Origin of the sequence: Mesorhizobium sp. WSM4307, from assembly GCF_007003945.1 — a bacterium.
Lineage (GTDB): Bacteria > Pseudomonadota > Alphaproteobacteria > Rhizobiales > Rhizobiaceae > Mesorhizobium.
In genome coordinates this window covers 180,746-200,466 of record NZ_VFTB01000006.1, presented here as the reverse complement: position 1 = coordinate 200,466, position 19,721 = coordinate 180,746, and the positions used below count along the sequence as shown (strand labels likewise).

At 63.3% G+C, this 19,721-nt stretch carries 18 protein-coding genes and 1 pseudogene; 11 read left to right on the top strand and 8 right to left on the bottom strand.

What is annotated here, in order from left to right; all coding sequences use genetic code 11:
* Positions 1-15: 15 nt before the first annotated feature.
* Positions 16-1,868 (bottom strand): annotated as a pseudogene (locus tag FJV83_RS16205) (ABC transporter ATP-binding protein).
* A gap of 248 nt (positions 1,869-2,116) precedes the next feature.
* Positions 2,117-2,647, bottom strand: a complete 531-nt coding sequence (locus FJV83_RS16200) for a dihydrofolate reductase family protein (RefSeq protein ID WP_095788534.1) — start codon at positions 2,645-2,647, stop codon at positions 2,117-2,119.
* 177 nt (positions 2,648-2,824) lie between these two features.
* Between FJV83_RS16200 and FJV83_RS16195 the strand changes: the two genes are divergently transcribed.
* Complete coding sequence (locus FJV83_RS16195; RefSeq protein WP_142885821.1) at positions 2,825-3,478, top strand: glutathione S-transferase family protein; 654 nt, start codon at positions 2,825-2,827, stop codon at positions 3,476-3,478.
* 29 nt (positions 3,479-3,507) lie between these two features.
* Here the strand turns inward: FJV83_RS16195 and FJV83_RS16190 are convergent, their stop codons facing one another.
* On the bottom strand, positions 3,508-4,185 hold the full coding sequence (locus tag FJV83_RS16190) for a GntR family transcriptional regulator (protein ID WP_281409085.1): 678 nt from the start codon (positions 4,183-4,185) through the stop codon (positions 3,508-3,510).
* A gap of 291 nt (positions 4,186-4,476) precedes the next feature.
* Between FJV83_RS16190 and FJV83_RS16185 the strand changes: the two genes are divergently transcribed.
* The 8 genes from FJV83_RS16185 (at position 4,477) to FJV83_RS16150 (ending at position 12,488) form a co-directional block, all read left to right on the top strand.
* On the top strand, positions 4,477-5,118 hold the full coding sequence (locus FJV83_RS16185) for a GntR family transcriptional regulator (protein WP_142885822.1): 642 nt from the start codon (positions 4,477-4,479) through the stop codon (positions 5,116-5,118).
* Between the two features lie 89 nt (positions 5,119-5,207).
* Positions 5,208-6,059: a transporter substrate-binding domain-containing protein gene (locus tag FJV83_RS16180; protein WP_095792468.1), complete on the top strand. Its 852-nt coding sequence runs from the start codon at positions 5,208-5,210 to the stop codon at positions 6,057-6,059.
* Between the two features lie 74 nt (positions 6,060-6,133).
* The gene (locus tag FJV83_RS16175) at positions 6,134-6,847 is read left to right on the top strand and encodes an ABC transporter permease subunit (protein WP_095773295.1); all 714 of its coding nucleotides are present in this window, start codon (positions 6,134-6,136) and stop codon (positions 6,845-6,847) included.
* Positions 6,844-7,536, top strand: coding sequence for an ABC transporter permease (locus FJV83_RS16170; RefSeq protein WP_142885823.1), 693 nt, complete (start codon positions 6,844-6,846; stop codon positions 7,534-7,536). Before FJV83_RS16175 ends, FJV83_RS16170 begins: the two co-directional genes overlap by 4 nt.
* Positions 7,537-7,666: 130 nt before the next feature.
* Positions 7,667-9,253, top strand: coding sequence for a gamma-glutamyltransferase (ggt, locus tag FJV83_RS16165; RefSeq protein ID WP_095773296.1), 1,587 nt, complete (start codon positions 7,667-7,669; stop codon positions 9,251-9,253).
* 197 nt (positions 9,254-9,450) lie between these two features.
* A complete protein-coding gene (locus FJV83_RS16160; protein WP_142885824.1) occupies positions 9,451-10,971 on the top strand; it encodes an acyl--CoA ligase in 1,521 nt (506 codons plus the stop codon).
* 2 nt (positions 10,972-10,973) lie between these two features.
* The gene (locus FJV83_RS16155; protein ID WP_142885825.1) at positions 10,974-11,954 is read left to right on the top strand and encodes a 2-dehydropantoate 2-reductase; all 981 of its coding nucleotides are present in this window, start codon (positions 10,974-10,976) and stop codon (positions 11,952-11,954) included.
* A 141-nt stretch (positions 11,955-12,095) separates the two neighbouring features.
* Positions 12,096-12,488, top strand: a complete 393-nt coding sequence (locus FJV83_RS16150; RefSeq protein WP_095773299.1) for a lysozyme inhibitor LprI family protein — start codon at positions 12,096-12,098, stop codon at positions 12,486-12,488.
* Between the two features lie 75 nt (positions 12,489-12,563).
* On the opposite strand, the gene FJV83_RS16145 is transcribed toward FJV83_RS16150, so the two are convergent.
* From FJV83_RS16145 to FJV83_RS16125, 5 genes are read right to left on the bottom strand one after another with little or no spacing between them, the layout of a single operon-like run.
* Positions 12,564-13,535 (bottom strand): branched-chain amino acid ABC transporter permease, encoded by a 972-nt coding sequence (locus FJV83_RS16145; RefSeq protein ID WP_095792462.1) that lies wholly within the window; start codon positions 13,533-13,535, stop codon positions 12,564-12,566.
* Between the two features lie 22 nt (positions 13,536-13,557).
* A complete protein-coding gene (locus FJV83_RS16140; RefSeq protein WP_095773444.1) occupies positions 13,558-14,445 on the bottom strand; it encodes a branched-chain amino acid ABC transporter permease in 888 nt (295 codons plus the stop codon).
* A 7-nt stretch (positions 14,446-14,452) separates the two neighbouring features.
* Positions 14,453-15,163, bottom strand: a complete 711-nt coding sequence (locus FJV83_RS16135; RefSeq protein ID WP_064985307.1) for an ABC transporter ATP-binding protein — start codon at positions 15,161-15,163, stop codon at positions 14,453-14,455.
* Entirely contained in the window at positions 15,156-15,935 is a 780-nt protein-coding gene (locus tag FJV83_RS16130; protein WP_142885826.1) for an ABC transporter ATP-binding protein, read from the bottom strand. Before FJV83_RS16130 ends, FJV83_RS16135 begins: the two co-directional genes overlap by 8 nt.
* Before the next feature lie 12 nt (positions 15,936-15,947).
* Positions 15,948-17,156, bottom strand: a complete 1,209-nt coding sequence (locus FJV83_RS16125) for an ABC transporter substrate-binding protein (protein ID WP_142885827.1) — start codon at positions 17,154-17,156, stop codon at positions 15,948-15,950.
* A 371-nt stretch (positions 17,157-17,527) separates the two neighbouring features.
* Between FJV83_RS16125 and FJV83_RS16120 the strand changes: the two genes are divergently transcribed.
* Together FJV83_RS16120 and FJV83_RS16115 are read left to right on the top strand one after the other, a co-directional pair.
* On the top strand, positions 17,528-18,403 hold the full coding sequence (locus FJV83_RS16120; RefSeq protein ID WP_246691872.1) for a glycosyltransferase family 2 protein: 876 nt from the start codon (positions 17,528-17,530) through the stop codon (positions 18,401-18,403).
* Positions 18,404-18,425: 22 nt separating this feature from the next.
* Entirely contained in the window at positions 18,426-19,712 is a 1,287-nt protein-coding gene (locus tag FJV83_RS16115) for a rhamnan synthesis F family protein (RefSeq protein ID WP_185973368.1), read from the top strand.
* Positions 19,713-19,721: the final 9 nt, after the last annotated feature.

Here is a 19,721-nt window from a genome sequence, read left to right as displayed (position 1 = left end):
GGGGGCGTTTCCAGGCTAGCCGATCTCTTCAGGGAGAAAGCCACCTGTCTGGCGCTTCCACAGCCGTGCAAACAGGCCGTCCCGCTTGACCAGTTCGTCCGGCTTTCCTTCTTCGACGATCCGGCCCTGCTCGAGCACGACTATCCGGTCCATCATGGCAATCGTCGAGAGGCGATGTGCGATTGCGATCACCGTCTTTCCCTCCATCACGAGGTTAAGCCTCTCCTGGATGGCAGCCTCGGACTCGCTGTCGAGGGCGGAGGTTGCCTCGTCGAGCACCAGGATCGGCGCGTTCTTCAACAACACGCGGGCGATGGCGACCCGCTGGCGCTGGCCGCCTGACAGCTTGATGCCGCGGTCGCCGACGAAGGCTTCATAGCCCTTGCGGCCTTCGGCGTCCGAAAGATCGGCGATGAAGGCATCGGCGGCGGCCATCTTGGCCACCTCTTGGATCTCCTGTTCGCTCGCCTGCGGCCGGCCATAGCGGATATTGTCGCCGACCGAACGATGCAGCAGCGCGACATCCTGCGCGATGACACCGATGGCGCGCCGAAGGCTTGCCTGGCTGACGGCGCGGATATCCTGTCCGTCGATCAGGATGGCGCCCTCCCCGACATCGTAGAAGCGCATCAGCAGGTTCGCGAGCGTGGTCTTGCCGGCGCCCGAGAGGCCGACGAGGCCGATCTTCTCGCCGGGACGGATCCTCAGCGACAGATCCTCGATGACCGACTTTCCGGCCTTGTAGGCGAAGCGCACGTTTTCGAACGGATCTCGCCGGTCTCGACCTTGAGATCGGCCGCATCCGGCCAGTCGGTGATGGTGGGCGGGGTCGTCATGACCGGCATGGCGTCCTTGATGGTGCCGATCGCCTGGAAGATCTGCTGGCCCATCTGCAGGAATGTAAAGATCTGTGTCGACAGGCGCTGGAGGATGTAGACGGCGCCGACAAACTGGCCAATGGAGAGAAAGCCGTTGACGAGACCGGAAAATCCGATCGAAAGCATGGTCAGCCACAGCGTCATGTTGAGGACGACGACAGTCAGTTCCGAGGTACGGTAGATGCGTTGTTCGCTGTGTTGGGTGTGCACGGCCTGCTGGATGATGCGACGGATAGCGCCTGCCTCGCTGTCCTCGGCGGCGAACTGCTTGATCATCTGCATGTTGGTGTAGAGATCGGTGATGGCGCCCGCCACCATGCTGCGCTGCCTGGCGGTACGGCGCGAGCGCTCGGCAAAGGTGGGAACGACCCTGACGGTGAATGCCACGTTCAGCGCGATCCAGACGACCACCGGCAAGGCAAGCTGCCAGGACAGCGCGCTGAGCAGGACCACCGAACCAACCAACTGCAGCAGGAAGCGTGGAATGGACTGGAAGGCGGCAATGATCTGCTGCTGGACGGCAGATGCCACCTGCTGCAGGCGCGAGGCGACCTGACCGGCATAGAGGTCATGGAAGAAGGCAAGATCCTGTCGTTCCACCGCCTTGTGGCCCTGCCACTGGATGGCGGCCGGCATGCCGACGCCGAGCGTGTGCGAAGTCAGCGTGTTGAGCAGGAAAGAGACCACCGGCATGGCCGGAAAGATCAGCAGGCCGAGGAACGTCAGAAGCGGCCATTCGTTATGCAGGAAGGCTGAAGCGCCCTGTTGCGTGACGCCATCGACGATGACCGAAAGCCCCCAGACGATCGTCAGATTGATGGCTTCCATCGCCATGGAGCAAAGCGCCAGGGCAATCAGCACGCCGCGAAACATCGAAATGAAGTGCAGGAGGACGGCCACAGGCCCCTTGGCGGGCAGCGGCCGGTAGGGAATATCCAGCGGCCGGATCAAGTTTTCGAACGGACGGTAGATCGTATCGGAAATCGACATGGTGCGCTTGAGCTCTGGATGGAACCGAGGGCGAGGACTCAACTGCCGCAATAGGATCACCTGCCGGCCGCAACCACAATTAGAACATCTCCGGCAAATGTCATGAAGGGGTAGCTGCTTTTCCAACAGCGGCGCCGCCATGCGCGATGTCGTCCGGGCTCGCCGCCAAAGCGAACCCGTCCCCCGTCGCTTTGGCCCAGCCCAGAACCTGACTCCAGCGGCGAATTTCCATCCGGCGGGCCGCGAGATTATGCGGGAACGTAGGTCAACCTGATCACATCCTCGCCGATCCGATCATGGGTCATTAGGCGCAGCGGTGGCCGGGGCCCGGCGAAATAGGGCTTGCCGTGCCCAAGCACGACGGGGTGCAGGTAGATCCGATACTCATCGATCAGGCCAAGTTCGGTGAGGCTTTGCGCCAGGTTCGGGCCGGCAACTTCAATCTCCCCGTCGCGCTCGCCCTTCAACTCCCGGATCGCGCCCTCCAGATCATCCCCGACAAGCCTGGCGTTGGGGCCAACCGACTTCAACGAGCGCGAGACGACCCATTTCGGCTGTCTCCGCCACGCCGCCGCGAAGGCGCGTTCGTCCGCATTCCATTCAGGATGATCGTCGTCCCAGTAGCGCATGATTTCATACATCTGGCGGCCATAGACACTGCCCGCCTGCGCCTGAGCTTCCTCGATGAAGTGGCGGAAGAGCGTGGGGCCTGGCGCAAATGCCATATGGTCGACATAGCCGTCCAGGGACTGGTTCATTCCGAACACGAGCTTGGCCATACCCCTTCCTTCCTCACCCGGCACGTCCGTGCGGTTCCGATTGTGTTATGCAATCGGTTGTAGGCTAGATCGACCGATTTTGGATCGCAATTGGTTTTTGGGGTCCCCGCTTGCAAAACAGGATCAGTTCGCTGATAAATGACCGCTTGCCATTTGCAATCAGTTGAAGACGTACTCATGATCACGGTGTTCGGGGAAGGCAGAGGCTTTCGGGTTGTCTGGCTGCTGGAGGAGATGGGGCTCGCTTACCGGTTGCGGCCCGTGGACCTGGCGGCCGGCGTCCAAGACGACACGGAGTTCATGGCCATCAACCCTGGCGGGTTCATCCCGGCTATTCGGGACGGCGACGTCGTCATGGTCGAGTCGATTGCGATCATGGAATACTTGATGGCGCGTTATGGGCCGACGCCGCTGGCGCCAGGCGCGCAAGATCCTGTATTCCCCGCGTACCAGCAGTTCCTCCACCTCGGCGAAGCCGGCCTCGCGGCCCCCATTTATTTCGTCGGCGGCGCCCGCAATTTTGCACCCGAGGTGGAGCGAAGGAACTGGAGCGCCCGCCAGGCTCTCCGCGTGTTCCAGACCCGGCTGGGACTGGTGAGCCGGCAGCTGGCGCTTTCGCCATATCTGGCCGGCGACAGGTTCACCGCCGCCGACATCTCGGTTTACTACGCATTACAGCTGGCCCGCGGATTTGGCGGAGTCGCCCTCGGTGCCGCCGAGCTAACCTATATGGCCCGGCTCAGCGAACGCGATGCCTTCGGGCGGGCGATGGAAAGCTCTCAGGCCACGCGGGCGTGGGTCGAGGCGTCCGCCAAAGCGTGCCGCGCCTGAACGGATTCATGCCTCGCGCTTTGGTCTCCTCAGGACGCCTTGGCGAGAAAACTCTGGTAGTCCGACTTCGCCTGCAGCAGGCGCAGCACGTTTTCGCGTGAGCCGCGCACATGGGCACGGGCCAGGGCGCCGGCCCGGGCGGCATCGCCGGCGCAGATCGCTTCGACGATCTCGGCATGCTCGTCGCGGGCGATCTTCCATTCGTCGAGCCACAAGAGTTCGGTCCAGACATAGTGCTGGCACTTGTCGAGGATGCCGCACAGCATGCCGTGCAGCATGGCATTGCCGCTGATCTCGGCGATGACGCGGTGCAGGCCGATGCCGACCTCCAGCTCCTGGAATTTTTCCTTTGTGGTGCGGTCGGGAATGGCGGCTAACCGCTCGCATTCGGCCAGCATGGCGCGCAGCCGCGCTTTGTCCTTGTCGGTCGCGGCGGCCGCGGCCAGTTCGGTCGCATGGCCGTCCAGCAGTTCGCGGATGGCGAAGGCCTCACGGAACATGTTGATGTCGAACTCGGTGACGACATAGCCCTGGCGCGGGCGGCCTGTGACGAGGCCGTCGCGCTCGAGGCGGTTGAAGGCCTCGCGCACCGGCGTGCGGCTGACATTGAGCTTTGCGGCTATGTCGTTCTCGGTGACGCGCGAGCCGGGTGGAATCTGACCGGTCACGATCATCGCCTTCAGCGAAGTGTAGACCGAGTCGCGCAGCGTGTTTTTGGTTTGCTTGGCCCCAGATTGGTTTCCAATTTCGCGCTTTAGCCTGTTGTCGTCCCATTTGGAGTCGTAGCCGGTCTGATTTGCCACGCCCAGGGCGGCACCATCCCAAAGACTCGCCCGGCCGGAAATAGATCGTGCCGGTGGTGCACTGCACCGGTATCGGTTTCTGAACGTCGTCACCGGGGGTATTGACGATGAAATAAAATTTGGATTTGATAATACGTGGATACAAAAATATTTTTTAGGTGCGCCGTGCCAGCAGCCTTTCCGGCAGAACCACAGATGTCCTCCACTGCGGAGGAAGAGGCGTACAGGCACGTTCAGAGAGCCCTTCGCCTCGGCCGCTACAAACCGGGCGACAGGCTTATTCCGGAGGAGATTGCCGCCGAGATCGGCATGAGTCGCATGCCGGTGCGGGAAGCCTTTCGGCGCCTGGCCTCCGACGGGCTGGTGGTTCTGAGGCCCAATCGTGGATGCGTGGTCGCAGGCCTGACGGTCGATGAGCTTTACGAGATTTTCGAAATTCGCTCGGTTCTGGAGGGACTGGCCGTAAGGCTGGCGATGCCCCGGATCGATGAGGAGGAGTTCGAGGAACTCGATCGCCTGCTCGAGCGCATGGAACGCGCGGGCCAGAGCGGCAGCAGCGACTGGGTGGTCCGCCACCAGGAATTCCATGGCCGTATCTGTGCGCTAAGCCGGAGGCCCAAGCTTATCCATCAGATATCGGCGCTGCATGTGGTGATAGAGCCCTACATGCGCATCTGGTTCGACGACTGTGACAAGCCGCATTCTGCGCGCGAGGAGCATGCCGCCGTGATCGCGGCCTTGCGTTCAGGCGACGAACTTCACGCGGAAAAGGTGATGCAGGATCATATTCTCAGCACAGCACCGATGCTGGCCGAGTTCGTGAGTCGGAGTCGGTGACCAACGCCGGCCGGACAAGAATGGCCTCGAACCGGCAATGCGGCCGGACGTAGGAACAGATCGATCACCTATCAAAAAAGGGGAACCACATGAAAGTTTGTCGTTTGGCCGCAGTTGCCGCAGCACTCAGCATGCTCGGCTTCATGCACACCGCATTGGCCGAGGATGCGCCCAAGGCCATAACCATCGCCACGGAGGGCGCCTACGCACCGTGGAACTTCACCAACGCAGAGGGCAAGCTCGACGGACTGGAGATCGAACTCGCCAACAATCTTTGCGAGCGGATGAAGGTCAAATGCACCATCATCGCTCAGGACTGGGACGGACTTATTCCTTCGCTGAAGGTCGGCAAGTTCGATGTGATCATGGCCAGCATGTTCATCACGCCGAAACGCCTCGAGACCATTGACTTCACCCAGCCTTATGCGATCGACCCGGGCGGGTTCGCAGCCGCCAAGGATAGCGATCTGGGGAAGCTCGGCGCTTCGACCGAGAAATTCAAACTGGACGATGAGGCTGCTTCCAAGGCCGCGGTCGACAAGTTGAAGCCCCTGCTGAAGGGCAAGGTGGTCGGTGTCCAGGCGGCCACGGCCATGCTCGAATTCCTCAAGAAATACTTCGGCGACACGGTGGAGATTCGCGAATACAAGACGACCGAGCAGCACGATCTCGATCTGGCCGCGGGCCGCATCGATGCAATATTCGCTCAGAAGACAGCGCTCGCCGCGACGCTCGCAAAACCCGAATTCTCGGGCTTCACGATTGCAGGTCCGGGCTTTGTCGGCGGCTTGTTCGGCGCCGGAACGGGTGCGGGACTCAGGAAGGAAGACGCCAAGCTCAAGGAAATGCTGAACGACGCGATCAGCGCCGCCATTACCGACGGGACCATTAAACGTATCTCGGAAAAATGGGTGAAAACGGACGTGACGCCGGTCAAGTAGCCACGTGTGTATTCTGTCCGGCCGATTGGTATCAACCGATCGGCCGGGTGCCGCGCTGAACGATCAGGTTTCACATGACGGACGCACTCCATATCCTTTCCGTGGGTAAGGGCGGCTGGGGCGGAGCCCTGCTGCTGGCAGCTGGCGTGACATTTGCGCTGTCAGTCCTCGGCTTCCTGCTCGGCGCTCTCTTCGGCGCGGTTGCAGCAGGAGGCCGGCTCTCCACGAGAGCCTTACCGTCATGGGTCGCCAAGGGGTATGGCACGGTGTTCAGGGGCGTGCCCGATCTGTTGACGATCTACCTGCTTTACTATGGCGGCAGCATAGCATTGACTGAGATCGGTAAATTCTTCGGCAGCGCAGGCTTCGTCGGGCTGCCGACATTTGCGACTGGCGTCCTGGCGATCGGCATCATTTCGGGCGCCTATCAAGCCGAGGTCTATCGCGGAGCATATCTCGCGGTCGATCTCGGCCAGCTTGAGGCTAGCAAGGCGCTCGGCCTGTCCCGGTTCCAATCGCTGCGTCTCGTCATCGTGCCTCAACTGATGCGGCACGCCCTGCCGGGCCTCGGAAATGTCTGGCAGCTTGTGCTCAAGGATTCGGCCTTGATCTCCGTGATCGGCTTGGTGGAATTGATGCGGCAATCTCAGATCGGCGCGGGATCGATGCGGGAGCCCTTCGTCTTCTATATAGCAGCCGCGACGCTGTATTTCCTCATCGCTACCGTGACCGGATCGGTCTTCCGCTACGGCGAGGCACGGGCGTGGCGAGGCACGGTCCACGCATGATCGACTTCGCCTTCTTTGTCGAGATCATTCCCACCCTTCTCTCCGGCTTGCCGTTAACCTTGCAACTTGCGGGGTTGTCGATCGGAATAGGCTTCGCCTTGGCCCTGTTGCTCGCGCTGGCGCAGCAGGGAAATCATCGGATGCTGGTCTGGCCCATACGCTCCTTCGTTGCCGTCTTCCGCGGCACGCCATTGCTCGTCCAGATATTCCTCATCTATTACGGCCTCGGCCAGTTCCGCCCCACACTTCAGGCAGTTGGGCTCTGGTGGCTGTTTCGCGAGCCCTATTGGTGCGCCATCATTGCGCTCAGTCTCAATACCGCGGCCTATGGCAGCGAAATCCTGCGGGGTGCGATACAGGGTGTGCCGCGCGGCCTTGTCGAGGCCGCCTCTGCCTTCGGCATGACACGGCTCCAGACCCTGCGTCTCGTCGTTCTGCCTTTGGCGCTGCGCCAAGCCATACCGAGCTACGGCAACGAGATCATCCTCATGGTAAAGGGTACGTCGCTTGCATCGATCGTCACCCTGATGGAAGTGACGGGCATCGCCCAGGGGCTTATTTCGCAGACCTATCGCGCCGTAGAGGTTTTCGTGGCTGCGGGCACGATCTATCTCACCATCAATTTCACGATCATCTCGGCACTGAACGCGCTGGAAATCTGGCTAACGCCTTATCGAGGCCGAGCCTGATAGGCGTCTGGCGTAACGAGGAGAATTGGCAAAATGAGCAGTGTCGAGAAGCCGAAGCGATCCGTTGCCGTGTCGTGTTACGCCATGGCGGCAACGTCGCATCCATCAGACCAAGGGATACAAAGACAGAATGCGTGATTTCCAGTTTCCCGGCCGCTCGCCGGTTCGTGCCACGCAAGCGGTTGCCGCGACCTCGCACCCGCTTGCGACCCTTGCCGCGATCGACATGCTGCGCGCCGGCGGCAATGCCATGGACGCAGCCGTCTGCGCCGCCGCCGTGCAGGGCGTCGTCGAGCCGCAATCGACCGGCATCGGCGGCGATTGCTTTGTCCTCTACTGCCCGAAGGGACAAGGCGACTTGCTGGCCTTCAACGGTTCGGGCCGCGCGCCCGCCAAGGCGACTGTCGACTGGTACCTGGACAAGGGTTTCAACGAACTTCCGAAACAGGGTCCGCACGCGGTGACCGTGCCGGGCGCCGTCGATGCCTGGAGCCGTCTGTTGGAAGACCATGGCCGCAAGAGCCTGGCCGAAGTGCTGGCGCCGGCCATCCACTATGCCGAGAACGGCTATGTCGTGCATGACCGCGTCGCCTTCGACTGGGCCGATCCGGAAACCGACCTGTCGGCCGACGAACATGCCGCGCGCATCTTCCTGCCGGGCGGCCAGGCGCCGAAGGCCGGCGATGTCCACCGCCAACCGGAACTCGCCGCCACCTTGCGGGTGATCGCAAAGCAGGGCCGCGCCGGCTTCTACGAGGGCGCCGTTGCCGACGACATGGTGCGCCGGCTCAATGAACTGGGCGGGCTGCACAGCCACGAGGATTTCGCGGCGACCAAAGGCGACTATGTGACGCCGGTCGGGACCACCTACGGCGGCTATGAGATCCACCAGATGCCGCCGAACAATCAGGGGCTGACGGCGCTGCTCATGCTGAACGTGCTGTCGGGCTTCAAGCTCGGCGGGCTCGACCCCAACGGCGCCGAGCGCCTGCATCTGGAGATCGAAGCCGGACGCCTGGCCTATCAGGACCGCGATCGCTTCGTCGCCGACCAGGACCAGGTTGATGTGCCGGTGCGGCAACTTCTGTCCGGCGCCTATGCCGACCGGCTGCGCGCCGAAATCCACCGCGACCGCGCCATGACGCGTCTGCCGCGCCTGGAGCTGCCCGGCAGCGACACGGTCTATATCTCGATCGTCGACCGCGACCGCAACGCGGTCTCCTTCATCAACTCGACCTACTATTCCTTCGGCAGCGGCGTCGTCGGCCCGAAGACCGGTGTCGTGCTGCAGAATCGCGGATCGAGCTTCCGCCTCGACCCGGCGCACCCGAACGCGATCGCGCCCGGCAAGCGGCCGATGCACACGATCATGCCTGGCATGGCGACGAAAGACGGCCGCGTGGTGATGCCGTTCGGCGTCATGGGCGGCGGCTACCAGCCTTTCGGCCATGTCCATCTTTTGACCAACATGATCGACTTCGGCATGGATCCGCAGCAAGCGCTGGATGCGCCGCGTGTGTTCTACAATGATGATACCGTGGAGGCTGAGCGCAACGTTCCCACCGAGGCGATCGAAGGCTTGCGCAAGCGCGGCCATCGCGTCGTCGAACCGCAGCATCCGCTTGGCGGCGGGCAGGCGGTGCTGATCGACTGGGAGAAAGGCACGCTCACCGGCGCTTCCGATCCGCGCAAGGATGGGATGGCGCTGGGATATTGAGGGGCGATCGGGGAGCCGGTTCGTGGACGTTGGCGATGCCCCTAATCCACCCTCCGGGCGTTCGTCGTTCGAGGAGCCAAGCAGTTGGCTTTTCGTCCTGCGCGGACCACTCCTCAACGCCCCGTGAACAGTAGAAGGAAGCGGCGCTTGTCCCCAGGGCTTTCTAGAAGCAGTCGTTTGACACATAGTCGGTGACCATGAGCACGAATTCAAAAAACCTCTCCAATCGTCTCGCCGCCGGCGCCGACGACGCGCCGGCGATCCTGGCGCCCGACAGGGCGACGCTCAGCCATGGCGGGCTGCGCCGCCTGATCGCAACCACGGCCGGGCGGCTGCATGCGCTCGGCATCGGCCGGGGCGACCGGGTGGCGATCGTGCTGCCGAACGGACCGGAGATGGCCACCGCCTTCGTCGCGGTGGCGGCCGCCGCGTCGACGGCGCCGCTCAATCCCGCCTATCGCGCCGACGAGCTCGATTTTTACCTCACCGACATCGGCGCCAAGGCGATCCTCGTCGCGGAGAACGAGAGCGGTCCGGCGGTGGCGGTTGCCGAACGTCTCGGCATCGGCGTGCTGCGGCTTATCGTTTCGCCGGGCATGCCTGCCGGCTCCTTCACCATCGAGGGCGCGGCGATCGGCCCGCAGGCTGCGCCCGACATGGCAGGGGATAGCGACATCGCGCTGCTGCTGCACACGTCGGGCACGACATCGCGCCCCAAGCTGGTACCGCTCAGCCATGCCAACATCGCCGCCTCGGCGCGCCATATCGGCGCCACGCTCGGCCTGGGCGCCGATGACCGCTGCCTCAACATCATGCCGCTGTTCCACATCCACGGCCTGATCGCGGCGGTGCTGTCGTCGCTGGCAGCGGGCGGCAGCATCTACTGCACGCCGGGTTTCAACGCGCTGCGCTTCTTCCAGTGGCTGGGCGATGCCAAGCCAAGCTGGTACACGGCGGTGCCAACCATGCACCAGGCGATCCTGCCGCGGGCCGCGCGCAATGAAGAGGTGCTGGCCGCGGCACGCCTGCGCTTCATCCGCTCGTCCTCGGCGTCGCTGCCGGCGCAAGTGATGGCGGAACTGGAAGCGACCTTCGGCTGCCCGGTGATCGAATCCTACGGGATGACCGAGGCCGCCCACCAGATGGCGTCGAACCGGCTGCCGCCGGGCCTGCGCAAGCCGGGCAGCGTCGGCGCCGGCGCCGGACCGGAGGTCGCGGTGATGGCGCCGGACGGGCGGCTGATGGAAGCCGGCGAGACCGGCGAGATCGTCATTCGCGGACCCAATGTCACCGCAGGCTATGAGAAGAACCCGGATGCCAATGCCACGGCCTTCGCGCATGGCTGGTTCCACACCGGCGACCAGGGCGTGCTCGACGAGGACTTCTATCTCCGCGTCACCGGCCGGCTGAAGGAGATCATCAACCGCGGCGGCGAAAAGATCTCGCCGCTCGAGGTCGACGACGTGCTGATGGACCATCCTGCGGTCGCGCAGGTCGTCACGTTCGCCATGCCGCATGACAAGCTTGGCGAGGAGGTGGCGGCAGCCGTGGTGCTGCGCGAAGGCATGAGCGCCACGGAGAGCGACATCCGCAGCCATGCCGCGACGCGGCTCGCCGACTTCAAGGTGCCGCGCAAGGTCCTGATCCTGGACGAGATCCCCAAGGGCGCGACCGGCAAGCTGCAGCGCATCGGGCTCGCCGCCAAACTCGGGCTTTGACGATGAAGATCACCATTTTCGGCGCCGGTGCGATCGGCGGCTATCTCGCCGCCAAGCTGGCGATCGCCGGCCGCACCGACCTGTCGATCGTCGCGCGCGGCGCGCATCTGGAAGCGATCCAGGCAAACGGCCTGCGCCTGATCGAGGACGGCGAGGAATCGGTGGCGCCGGTAAGAGCCGCCGCCAAGGCCGAGGAGCTCGGCGTGCAGGACACTGTCGTGCTGGCGCTGAAAGCCCATTCGCTGACCCCGGCGCTGGACCAGATCGCGCCGCTGCTCGGGGACCATACATCCGTCGTCACCATGCAGAACGGCGTGCCGTGGTGGTATTTCCATCAACTGGGCGGGCCACTCGAAGGCACAAGGCTGAACGCGGTCGATCCCGGAGGGGCGATCTGGCAGCGGATCGGGCCGCAGCGCGTCATCGGCTCGGTCGTCTATCCCGCCGCCGAGGTCGACGCACCCGGCGTCGTCCGCCATGTCGAGGGCAAGCGCTTCTCGCTCGGCGAACCCTCGGGCGAACGCAGCGAACGGGTGACGCGACTGGCGGAGGAAATGGTCAAGGCCGGCCTGCAGGCGCCGGTGCGCGACGACATACGCAGCGAAATCTGGGTGAAGCTGTGGGGCAATCTCTCCTTCAACCCGATCTCGGCGCTGACCGGCTCCACGCTGGCGGGAATCGTCGCCGACGAAGGCACCCGCGCGCTTGCCCGCACCATGATGCTGGAAGCCCAGGCGATCGGCGAAAGCCTCGGCGTGCGCTTTCCGATCGGGGTCGACCGCCGCATCAAGGGTGCCGGCGATGTCGGCGAGCACAAGACCTCGATGCTGCAGGATCTGGAACGCGGCCGACCGATGGAAATCGACGCGCTGGTGAGCGCGGTGCAGGAGCTTGGCCGGCTGACGGACAAGCCGACGCCGACCATAGATGCGGTGTCGGCGCTGGTGCGCCGGCTGGCGGTGGAGCGCGGGTGTTACGGGTGATGGGGGCACGGCGGGCCAAACCTTGACGCGTTCGCGGCCTGCCCAACATATCGTGGGCGCCCTTGTTGCCGATCCAGAGGACGTGCCGAAACAGAGAGACCCTGACCCGCATCCAGCCTTTGGTTTCAAGGAACCGCCTCCATGCTCCGACATGCCTGCTTCCTCGGAATTTTGGCCATGACAACGGCTCATCCCGCGATGGCACAGAGCGATGATGAAATGAAAGCATGCGTCGGCCAGTCCGGCGGCTACACGGGGAAAATGCTGGATTGCGGGAAAGTCGAGATCGACAAGTACGATGCCAGGTTGAACGCCGCTTACAACACCTTGATGCGTCGTGAGCATGGCCCTCAACGTGCCCGGTTGCAGCGCGAGCAGCGCGCCTGGCTGAAACATCATCTGCGGGAAACGCATCGTCTTGCCGCCGATCCCGACAACGGGGAAGCCGCCTTCTTCACATCTCAAGGGTTTGAACTGGACGATCTGAGCGCGCGCACCGCCGAACTCGAAAAGCGTGTGCAGCAAAGCCCGTAGCCACTCAAACGGGGTCATCGTTGGCCGGCGCCCTGGCGCGGCCCGGTCAACCGCGCCCGGTCGATCTGGAACTGATCAGTGCTTGCCCTGTCGCTTGAGAAGCCGTGCATAAACCTCCCCGACAATGCCGCGCCGGAAGACCAGCACGCACACCATGAAGATCATCCCGGTGGCGATGGTCACCGGGAAACCGGAGGTGGCAAGCGTGTTCTCCAGCCCGACGACGAGGCTGGCGCCGACGATCGGCCCGACCATGGTGCCGATGCCGCCCAGAAGCGTCATCAGGATCACCTCGCCCGACATCTGCCAGGTGACGTCGGTGAGCGTGGCGAACTGGAAGACGATCGCCTTGAGGGAGCCTGCCAGCCCGGCCAGGGCCGCCGACATGACGAAGGCGCCGAGCTTGTAGTTGGCGACGGAATAGCCCAGCGAAATGGCGCGGCTCTCGTTCTCCCGGATCGAGCGCAGGATCATGCCGAAGGGTGAATTGACGATGCGCCAGATGGCGAAAACGCCGATGAGGAATACCGCGAGCACGAAGTAGTACATGTTCAGCGAGACGTTCAGGTCGAGGACGCCGAACAGCATGCCGCGCGGCACGCCCTGAATGCCGTCCTCGCCCTCGGTGAAAGGCGCCTGCACGCAGAAGAAGAAGAACATCTGCGACAGCGCCAGGGTGATCATGGCGAAATAGATGCCTTGCCGGCGAATGGCGAAGAAGCCCATGACCAGGCCGAGCAGCGCGCCGCCCGCCATGCCGAGCAGGATGCCGGCTTCCGGCGGCCAGCCCCACACCTTGACGGCATGCGCGGTGAAATAGGCGGCGCCGCCAAAGAAGGTGGCGTGGCCGAACGACAGCAGGCCGGTGTAGCCGAGCAGGAGATTGAACGCGCAGGCCAGCAGCGCGAAACACAGCATCTTCATCAGGAAGATCGGATAAACCAGGAAGGGCGCAACCAGCAGCGCCGCTATGGCGAGCCCGACCAGCGTCCATTCGGGCCATGCCGGGGTTCCGGCTGCTGTCTCGCGAGGCGACGGCCCGGCCATGTCAGATGTCCCTTCCGACATGTCAGGCATCCCTCCCGAACAGACCGGCCGGCCGGACCAGAAGCACGATCGCCATGATGACGAAGACCACGAGGTTGGAGGCCTCGGGATAGAAGACCTTGGTCAGGCCCTCGGCGAGGCCGAGCATGTAGCCGGTGACGATCGCGCCAAGAATCGACCCCATGCCGCCGATCACGACGACCGCGAAGACGACGATGATGAGATCCGATCCCATCAGCGGGCTCACCTGATAGACGGGGGCGGCCAGAATGCCGGCAAGCCCGGCAAGGGCGGAACCGAGACCGTAGGTCAGCGTCAGCAGCAACGGCACGTTGACGCCGAAGGCCTGGACGAGACGGGGATTCTCGGTTGCCGCGCGCAGATAGGAGCCGAGCCTGGTCTTCTCGATCAGCGCCCAGGTTCCGAAGCAGACGATCAGCGAGGCGACCACGACCCAGCCGCGATAGTTGGGCAGGAACATGAAGCCGAGATTGGTGCCGCCCGCAAGCAGCGGCGGCACGGCGTAAGGGTTTCCCGACACGCCGTAGTAATAGCGGAATATGCCTTCGAGCACGAGCGCGAGACCGAAGGTGAAAAGCAGGCCGTAGAGCGGATCGGTGTCGTAAAGCCGCGACAGCGCCAGGCGCTCGACCGCGATGCCGAAGAGGCCGACGATCAGCGGCGCGAGGATCAGCGCGGGCCAGTAGCCGATGCCGAGATAGGTGAGCAGCAGGTAGCCGACGAAGGCGCCGAGCATATACTGGGCGCCGTGGGCGAAATTGATGACGCGCAGCAAGCCGAAAATGACGGCCAGCCCCAGGCTCAGCATGGCGTAGAAGGAGCCGTTGATCAGCCCCACCAGCAATTGGCCAAGCAGTGCCTGGACGGGGATTCCGAAGATCATCGTCATGGCGTCCTCATACACCCAGAACGTCGTGGAGCTGCCCCATGCGGTTCGTCAGTTCGCCGACCGGGAACCCGGCGACGACCTTGCCGTGCTCCATCAGGTAGAAGCGATCGGCGACACGGCTGGCGAAGCGGAAATTCTGCTCGACCAGCAGGATCGTCATGCCGCGCTTCTTCAACGTCACCAGCAACTCGCCGATGCGCTGCACGATGACGGGAGCCAGGCCCTCGGTCGGCTCGTCGAGAAGCAGCATCTTGACGCCGGTTCGCAGCATGCGGGCGATCGCCAGCATCTGCTGTTCGCCGCCCGACAGCCTCGTGCCGGGACTGTTGCGGCGCTCCTTCAGATTGGGGAAGAGGTCGAATATCTCCGCGACGCTCATGCCGCCCTCGGCGACGACCGGCGGCAGCACCAGATTCTCGTCGACCGTCAGCGTCGCGAAAATGCCGCGCTCCTCCGGCACGAAGCCGATGCCTTGATGCGCGGTGCGGTGCAGCGGCAGGCGCATCAGATCCGCGCCGTCGAAAACGACCTCGCCGGTCCGCGTGCGGATCAGCCCCATGATGGCGCGCAGCGTCGTCGTCTTGCCGACGCCGTTGCGGCCGAGCAGCGTGACCGTCTCGCCGGCAAACACCTCCAGATCGACGCCGTGCAGCGCATGGCCCTCGCCATACCAGGCGTTGAGGCCGCGGACCGCAAGCAGGGGAGCGGCACTAGTCATCTGCGGTGCCCATGTAAGCGACCTTCACCCGCTCGTCGCGGCTGACCGTCGCGTAGTCGCCGGCCGCCAGCACCTCGCCGCGCTGCATGACGGTTATCCAGTCGCAGAGATCGGCGACAACAGTCAGGTTGTGCTCGACCATCAGCACCGCGCGCGCGCTCGCCACCGAACGGATGAGGTCGGAAACCATGGCCACGTCCTCATGCCCCATGCCGGCCATCGGCTCGTCCAACAGCAGCACCTTCGGGTCGAGGGCCAGGGTCGTGGCGATCTCCAGCGCGCGCTTCCTTCCATAGGACAGATCGCCGGCCAGCCTGTTCCTGGCGTCGTCGAGACCAACGGAGCGCAACAGTTCGACGGCTCGCGGCGTCAACCGATCGAGCGCCGCCAGGGAACGCCAGAACTGGACGCCGAGCCCACCCGGCCGCTGCAATGCGACGCGCACATTGTCGAGCACGCTGAGATGCGGAAAGATCGCCGATATCTGGAACGAGCGTACCAGCCCCATGCGCGCCACCCTTGCCGGTGGCGTGCGGGTGATGTCGTGGCCGAGCAGTTCGATCCTGCCGCTGGTCGGCGCCAGGAACTTGGTGAGCAGGTTGAAGACAGTCGTCTTGCCGGCGCCGTTAGGCCCGATCAGCGCATGGATGTTGCGATGGCGGACATCGAGATCGACATTCCTGACGGCGACGAAGCCGGCAAAATCGCGCCGCAGCCCGCGGGCGGAGAGCACCACCGGCGGCTCGTTGGCGTTGAGATCAGACGGCGCCACGGGCCGCACCGATCACTGGGCCGCGGTTGGACAGCCGCTTTCCCTCTCGCTCAGGAAGGCCTGGTTGCCGGGGATGGTTGCGAGATATTTGTAATAATCCCAGTCCTTGGTGCTCTCGCCGGGCGCCTTGACCTGGTAGAGATACATGTCGTGGACCATGTTGCCGTCCGCCTGCACCTTGCCGTTGGTCGTCACGGCGTCGTCAACCGGCATCGAATGCAATTGCTTGGCGACGGCCTCGGTCGCGTCGGTGCCGGCCTTGTCGATCGCCTTCAGATACTGCGTCACCGCCGAATAGGTCGCGGCCTGGACCATGTTCGGCATGCGGTTGGTGCGTTTGAAAAAGCGCTGTCCGAATTTGCGGCTCTTGTCGTCGCGATCCCAGTAATAGCCCTCGGTCAGCACGACTCCTTGCGCGGCCTGAAGGCCCAGCCCATGCACCTCGGCCAGCGTGAACAGAAGCGCGGCAAGGCGCTGGCCGCCCTGGACGATGCCGAATTCGGCCGCCTGCTTGATGGAGTTGGAGGTGTCGAGGCCAGCATTGGCCAGCCCGACGACCTTGGCGCCCGACGACTGCGCCTGCAGCAGGAAGGATGAATAATCGGTCGACCCCAGGGGATAACGCACTTCGCCAAGCACCTTGCCGCCGTGGCTCTCGACGAATTTGGCGGTCTGCTCCTTGAGCGAATAGCCGAACGCATAGTCGACGGTGACGAAGAACCAGCTGTCGCCGCCCTGCTGCACGAGGGAGCCCCCGGTTCCCACCGCCTGCGAATGGGTGTCATAGGCCCAGTGGAAGCCGTAGGGCGAGCATTGCTTGCCGGTGAGATCGGTGGTTGCCGCGCCGGTAACGATGTCGATCTTCTTCTTTTCCTTGGAGATCCCCTGGACGGCGAGCGCGACCGATGAGGTCGTCAGCTCCATGATGGCATCGACCTGTTCGGTGTCGTACCATTGCCGCGCGATGTTGGAGGCGATGTCAGGCTTGTTCTGGTGGTCGGCGCTGATGATCTCGATCGGCACGCCCTGTACCTTGCCGCCGAAGTCCTCGACCGCCATCTTGGCCGCCTCGACCGACCATTTGCCGCCGAAATCGGCATAGACGCCGGATTGATCATTGAGGATGCCGATCTTGACTTTTCCATCGGAAATTTCGGCGGCCGAGGCGGGGATAGCGGCCGCGGCAAGAAGCGCGGCGGAAACGAAATAGCATACCTTCATTATCGACTTCCTCCCATGATGAATCCGACCGTTCCCCCGGACGATCACCAGCAAGCGGTATTGAACATGAGCAAGATGGGGAATAACGGCAAGGGGCCGTTGCGGATTTCTGGTTCGAAGCAGCCCTTCCTCGCCGGGAGTTTACCGCCACGAGGGCAGCCAAGGCGACTGGCCATCACGCCAGCCGGAAACCTCGGAAGCAGCAAGACCATGTGAACCGTGACCGGCGGCTTGGCGGGACAGCGCGTCCATGCCCACGAACTTAGTCGGGAGTATGGACTCGACCACCGGAGTCACAGCGCTTAGATTGCGTACGGATCACTAGTCTTTCCACGGGGGAAGCCAACTGAGATATCAGGATGGCTTTGGCAATGAACAGGTCGATAACTGCCATTACTGTGACGCATAACAGCGCGCATACCGTGCGGGGGGCGCTCGCTCGCCTGCCTCCAGGGGTGGAGATCGTATGCGTCGACAATGCAAGTACCGACGATCTTTCCACCGCGCTGTCCGGCCTTGCCGTTCATCGTATCGACAATCCTGTAAACCTCGGCTTCGGGCGCGCCTGCAACATCGGGGCGGCTGCGGCGACGGGTGAGTATCTGCTGTTCGTAAACCCTGACGTGCGTCTTGGGACGGACGCCGTCGATGCGCTCATGCAGGCGGCTGAACGCTATCCAAATTGCAGCGTCTTCGTGCCGCGCACCAATACGGTGGATGGCCGGCTCTGGTTTCGCGAGGAGAGCGAGATCGATCGTCTTTCAGGCATGTCTCTGCCCACACGCATCCGGCAGGTCTGGGGAGATTGTTGCGTCCGCTTCGTCAATGGCGGCGTGTTCATGATCAAACGAACGCTCTTCCTCGATACGGGCGGGTTTGACGAGGATATTTTCCTGTATTTCGAGGATGACGACCTTTCATATCGTCTGCTGCAGCGTGACGAGCCCATGATCCTTGTCAGTGGCGCGCATGCTGTCCACGACATTGGCACGTCGGTTGCGCAATCAACCCGGTCGCGCATTTTCCGGTATCGCTCGAAGATGCGATCGGAGATCCACTTGCGCAAGAAATACGGCATCGCCTATAGCCCATTTGTGGACATACTCCGTTACTTGACGAAAATAGGCTTCTATTGCCTGACGCTTAATCGAAACAGATTGATCAATTCCCTGGGCCGGCTGATTGGCATATTCGACAGCATCCTTGACCGATCGCGCGCGAATCGGAACGGCGGCTATGTCGCCTGACGCTGCCGACACGAGCGTTGCCTTGCCTGATGTCCTGTCCCGCGAGCCCCGAAAAGGCGATGGCGTCGACCCCAGCAGTGCCGTGGGCGAAATCCGCATCCACGCGGCGGGACGCTATATCGTCGAGCTTTGGCCGACAGAGAGGTCGATGCCGTTTCTCCGGCTCGATGTTCGCCGCCCAGGACATGCGGACAGGGTCGTCTATGTGCCGGTCACGACGCGCACGTCCTATCTGCTCACAAGCAGCGAAGGCGGCCTGGTGCTGCAATTTGATCGAGGCGACGTCGTCGCGGCGAGTGTTCGGCCGTTAGCCATCGGGGATATTGGCGCGCTGCTGCGCCGGCGTCGTCGCCACAAGCGGTTTCAGCTGCCGCTCGGCGAGGGCCTGGTCTTGCAGCCTCTCTTGCACATCTCGGGACCGCAAGGGCGTGAATTGGCCCGCGCCCTCGGCAGTCTTGCCGGTTGGGGCTTTGGCCCTGCGAGCGAAAATCTGCAGAAGACCCTGTCGCGGCACTTTGATGGTCCGCCAGCCGAGGCCCTCGAACGCCGGCCCACCGCCGAGCCGAAGATTGCCGTGGCGCTTCACCTGCATTACCCCGATCTCTGGCCAGAGTTCGAGGCGTTGCTGGAAGCGACCGGTCGTCAATTCCAGCTCTTTCTGACGCTGACCCGGCCTGACGCGGCACTCGCGCAACGCGTTCAGGCGAGATTTCCGGGTGCCGAGATCACGGTCTACGACAATCGTGGCCGCGACGTCGGCCCCTTCATCCAATTGCTTCGCGAAGGAAAGTTCGATCCCTTCGATCTTATCTGCAAGCTGCATGGCAAGAAGTCGGGGCAGAGCGGGCCGCGCATGGTTCTCGGCGAGATCTGGCGCCAGGCGAGTGCGTTCGACCTGATCGGATCCCGCGGCGTGGTCGACCGCATCATCGCCAAGTTCGAACGTTCTCCCGACATCCAGATGATTGGATCCGGACGCTTTCGGATGCCCAATGAATGGAAGGGGGAGAAGGCTGCGTGGGGCGAGAACAGGGCGATGGCCCTCAATCTGCTGGAGGCAATGGGGATGCCCTCCAGTTCTCCCCTCGATTTCTTTGCCGGGACGATGTTCTGGGTTCGTCGCGACGCGCTGGAACCGCTGCGACGGCTCGATCTGCCCTTGGCAGCCTTTCCCGAGGAGACAGGCCAACAAGACGGCACATTGCAGCATGCCCTCGAGCGTGTTCTTGGAATGATCTGCACAAAGATCGGCGTTGCCTCGGATGGTGACATGACGACGGATTCCCGCGAGGCAGACCCGATTGGATAGATCCGAATT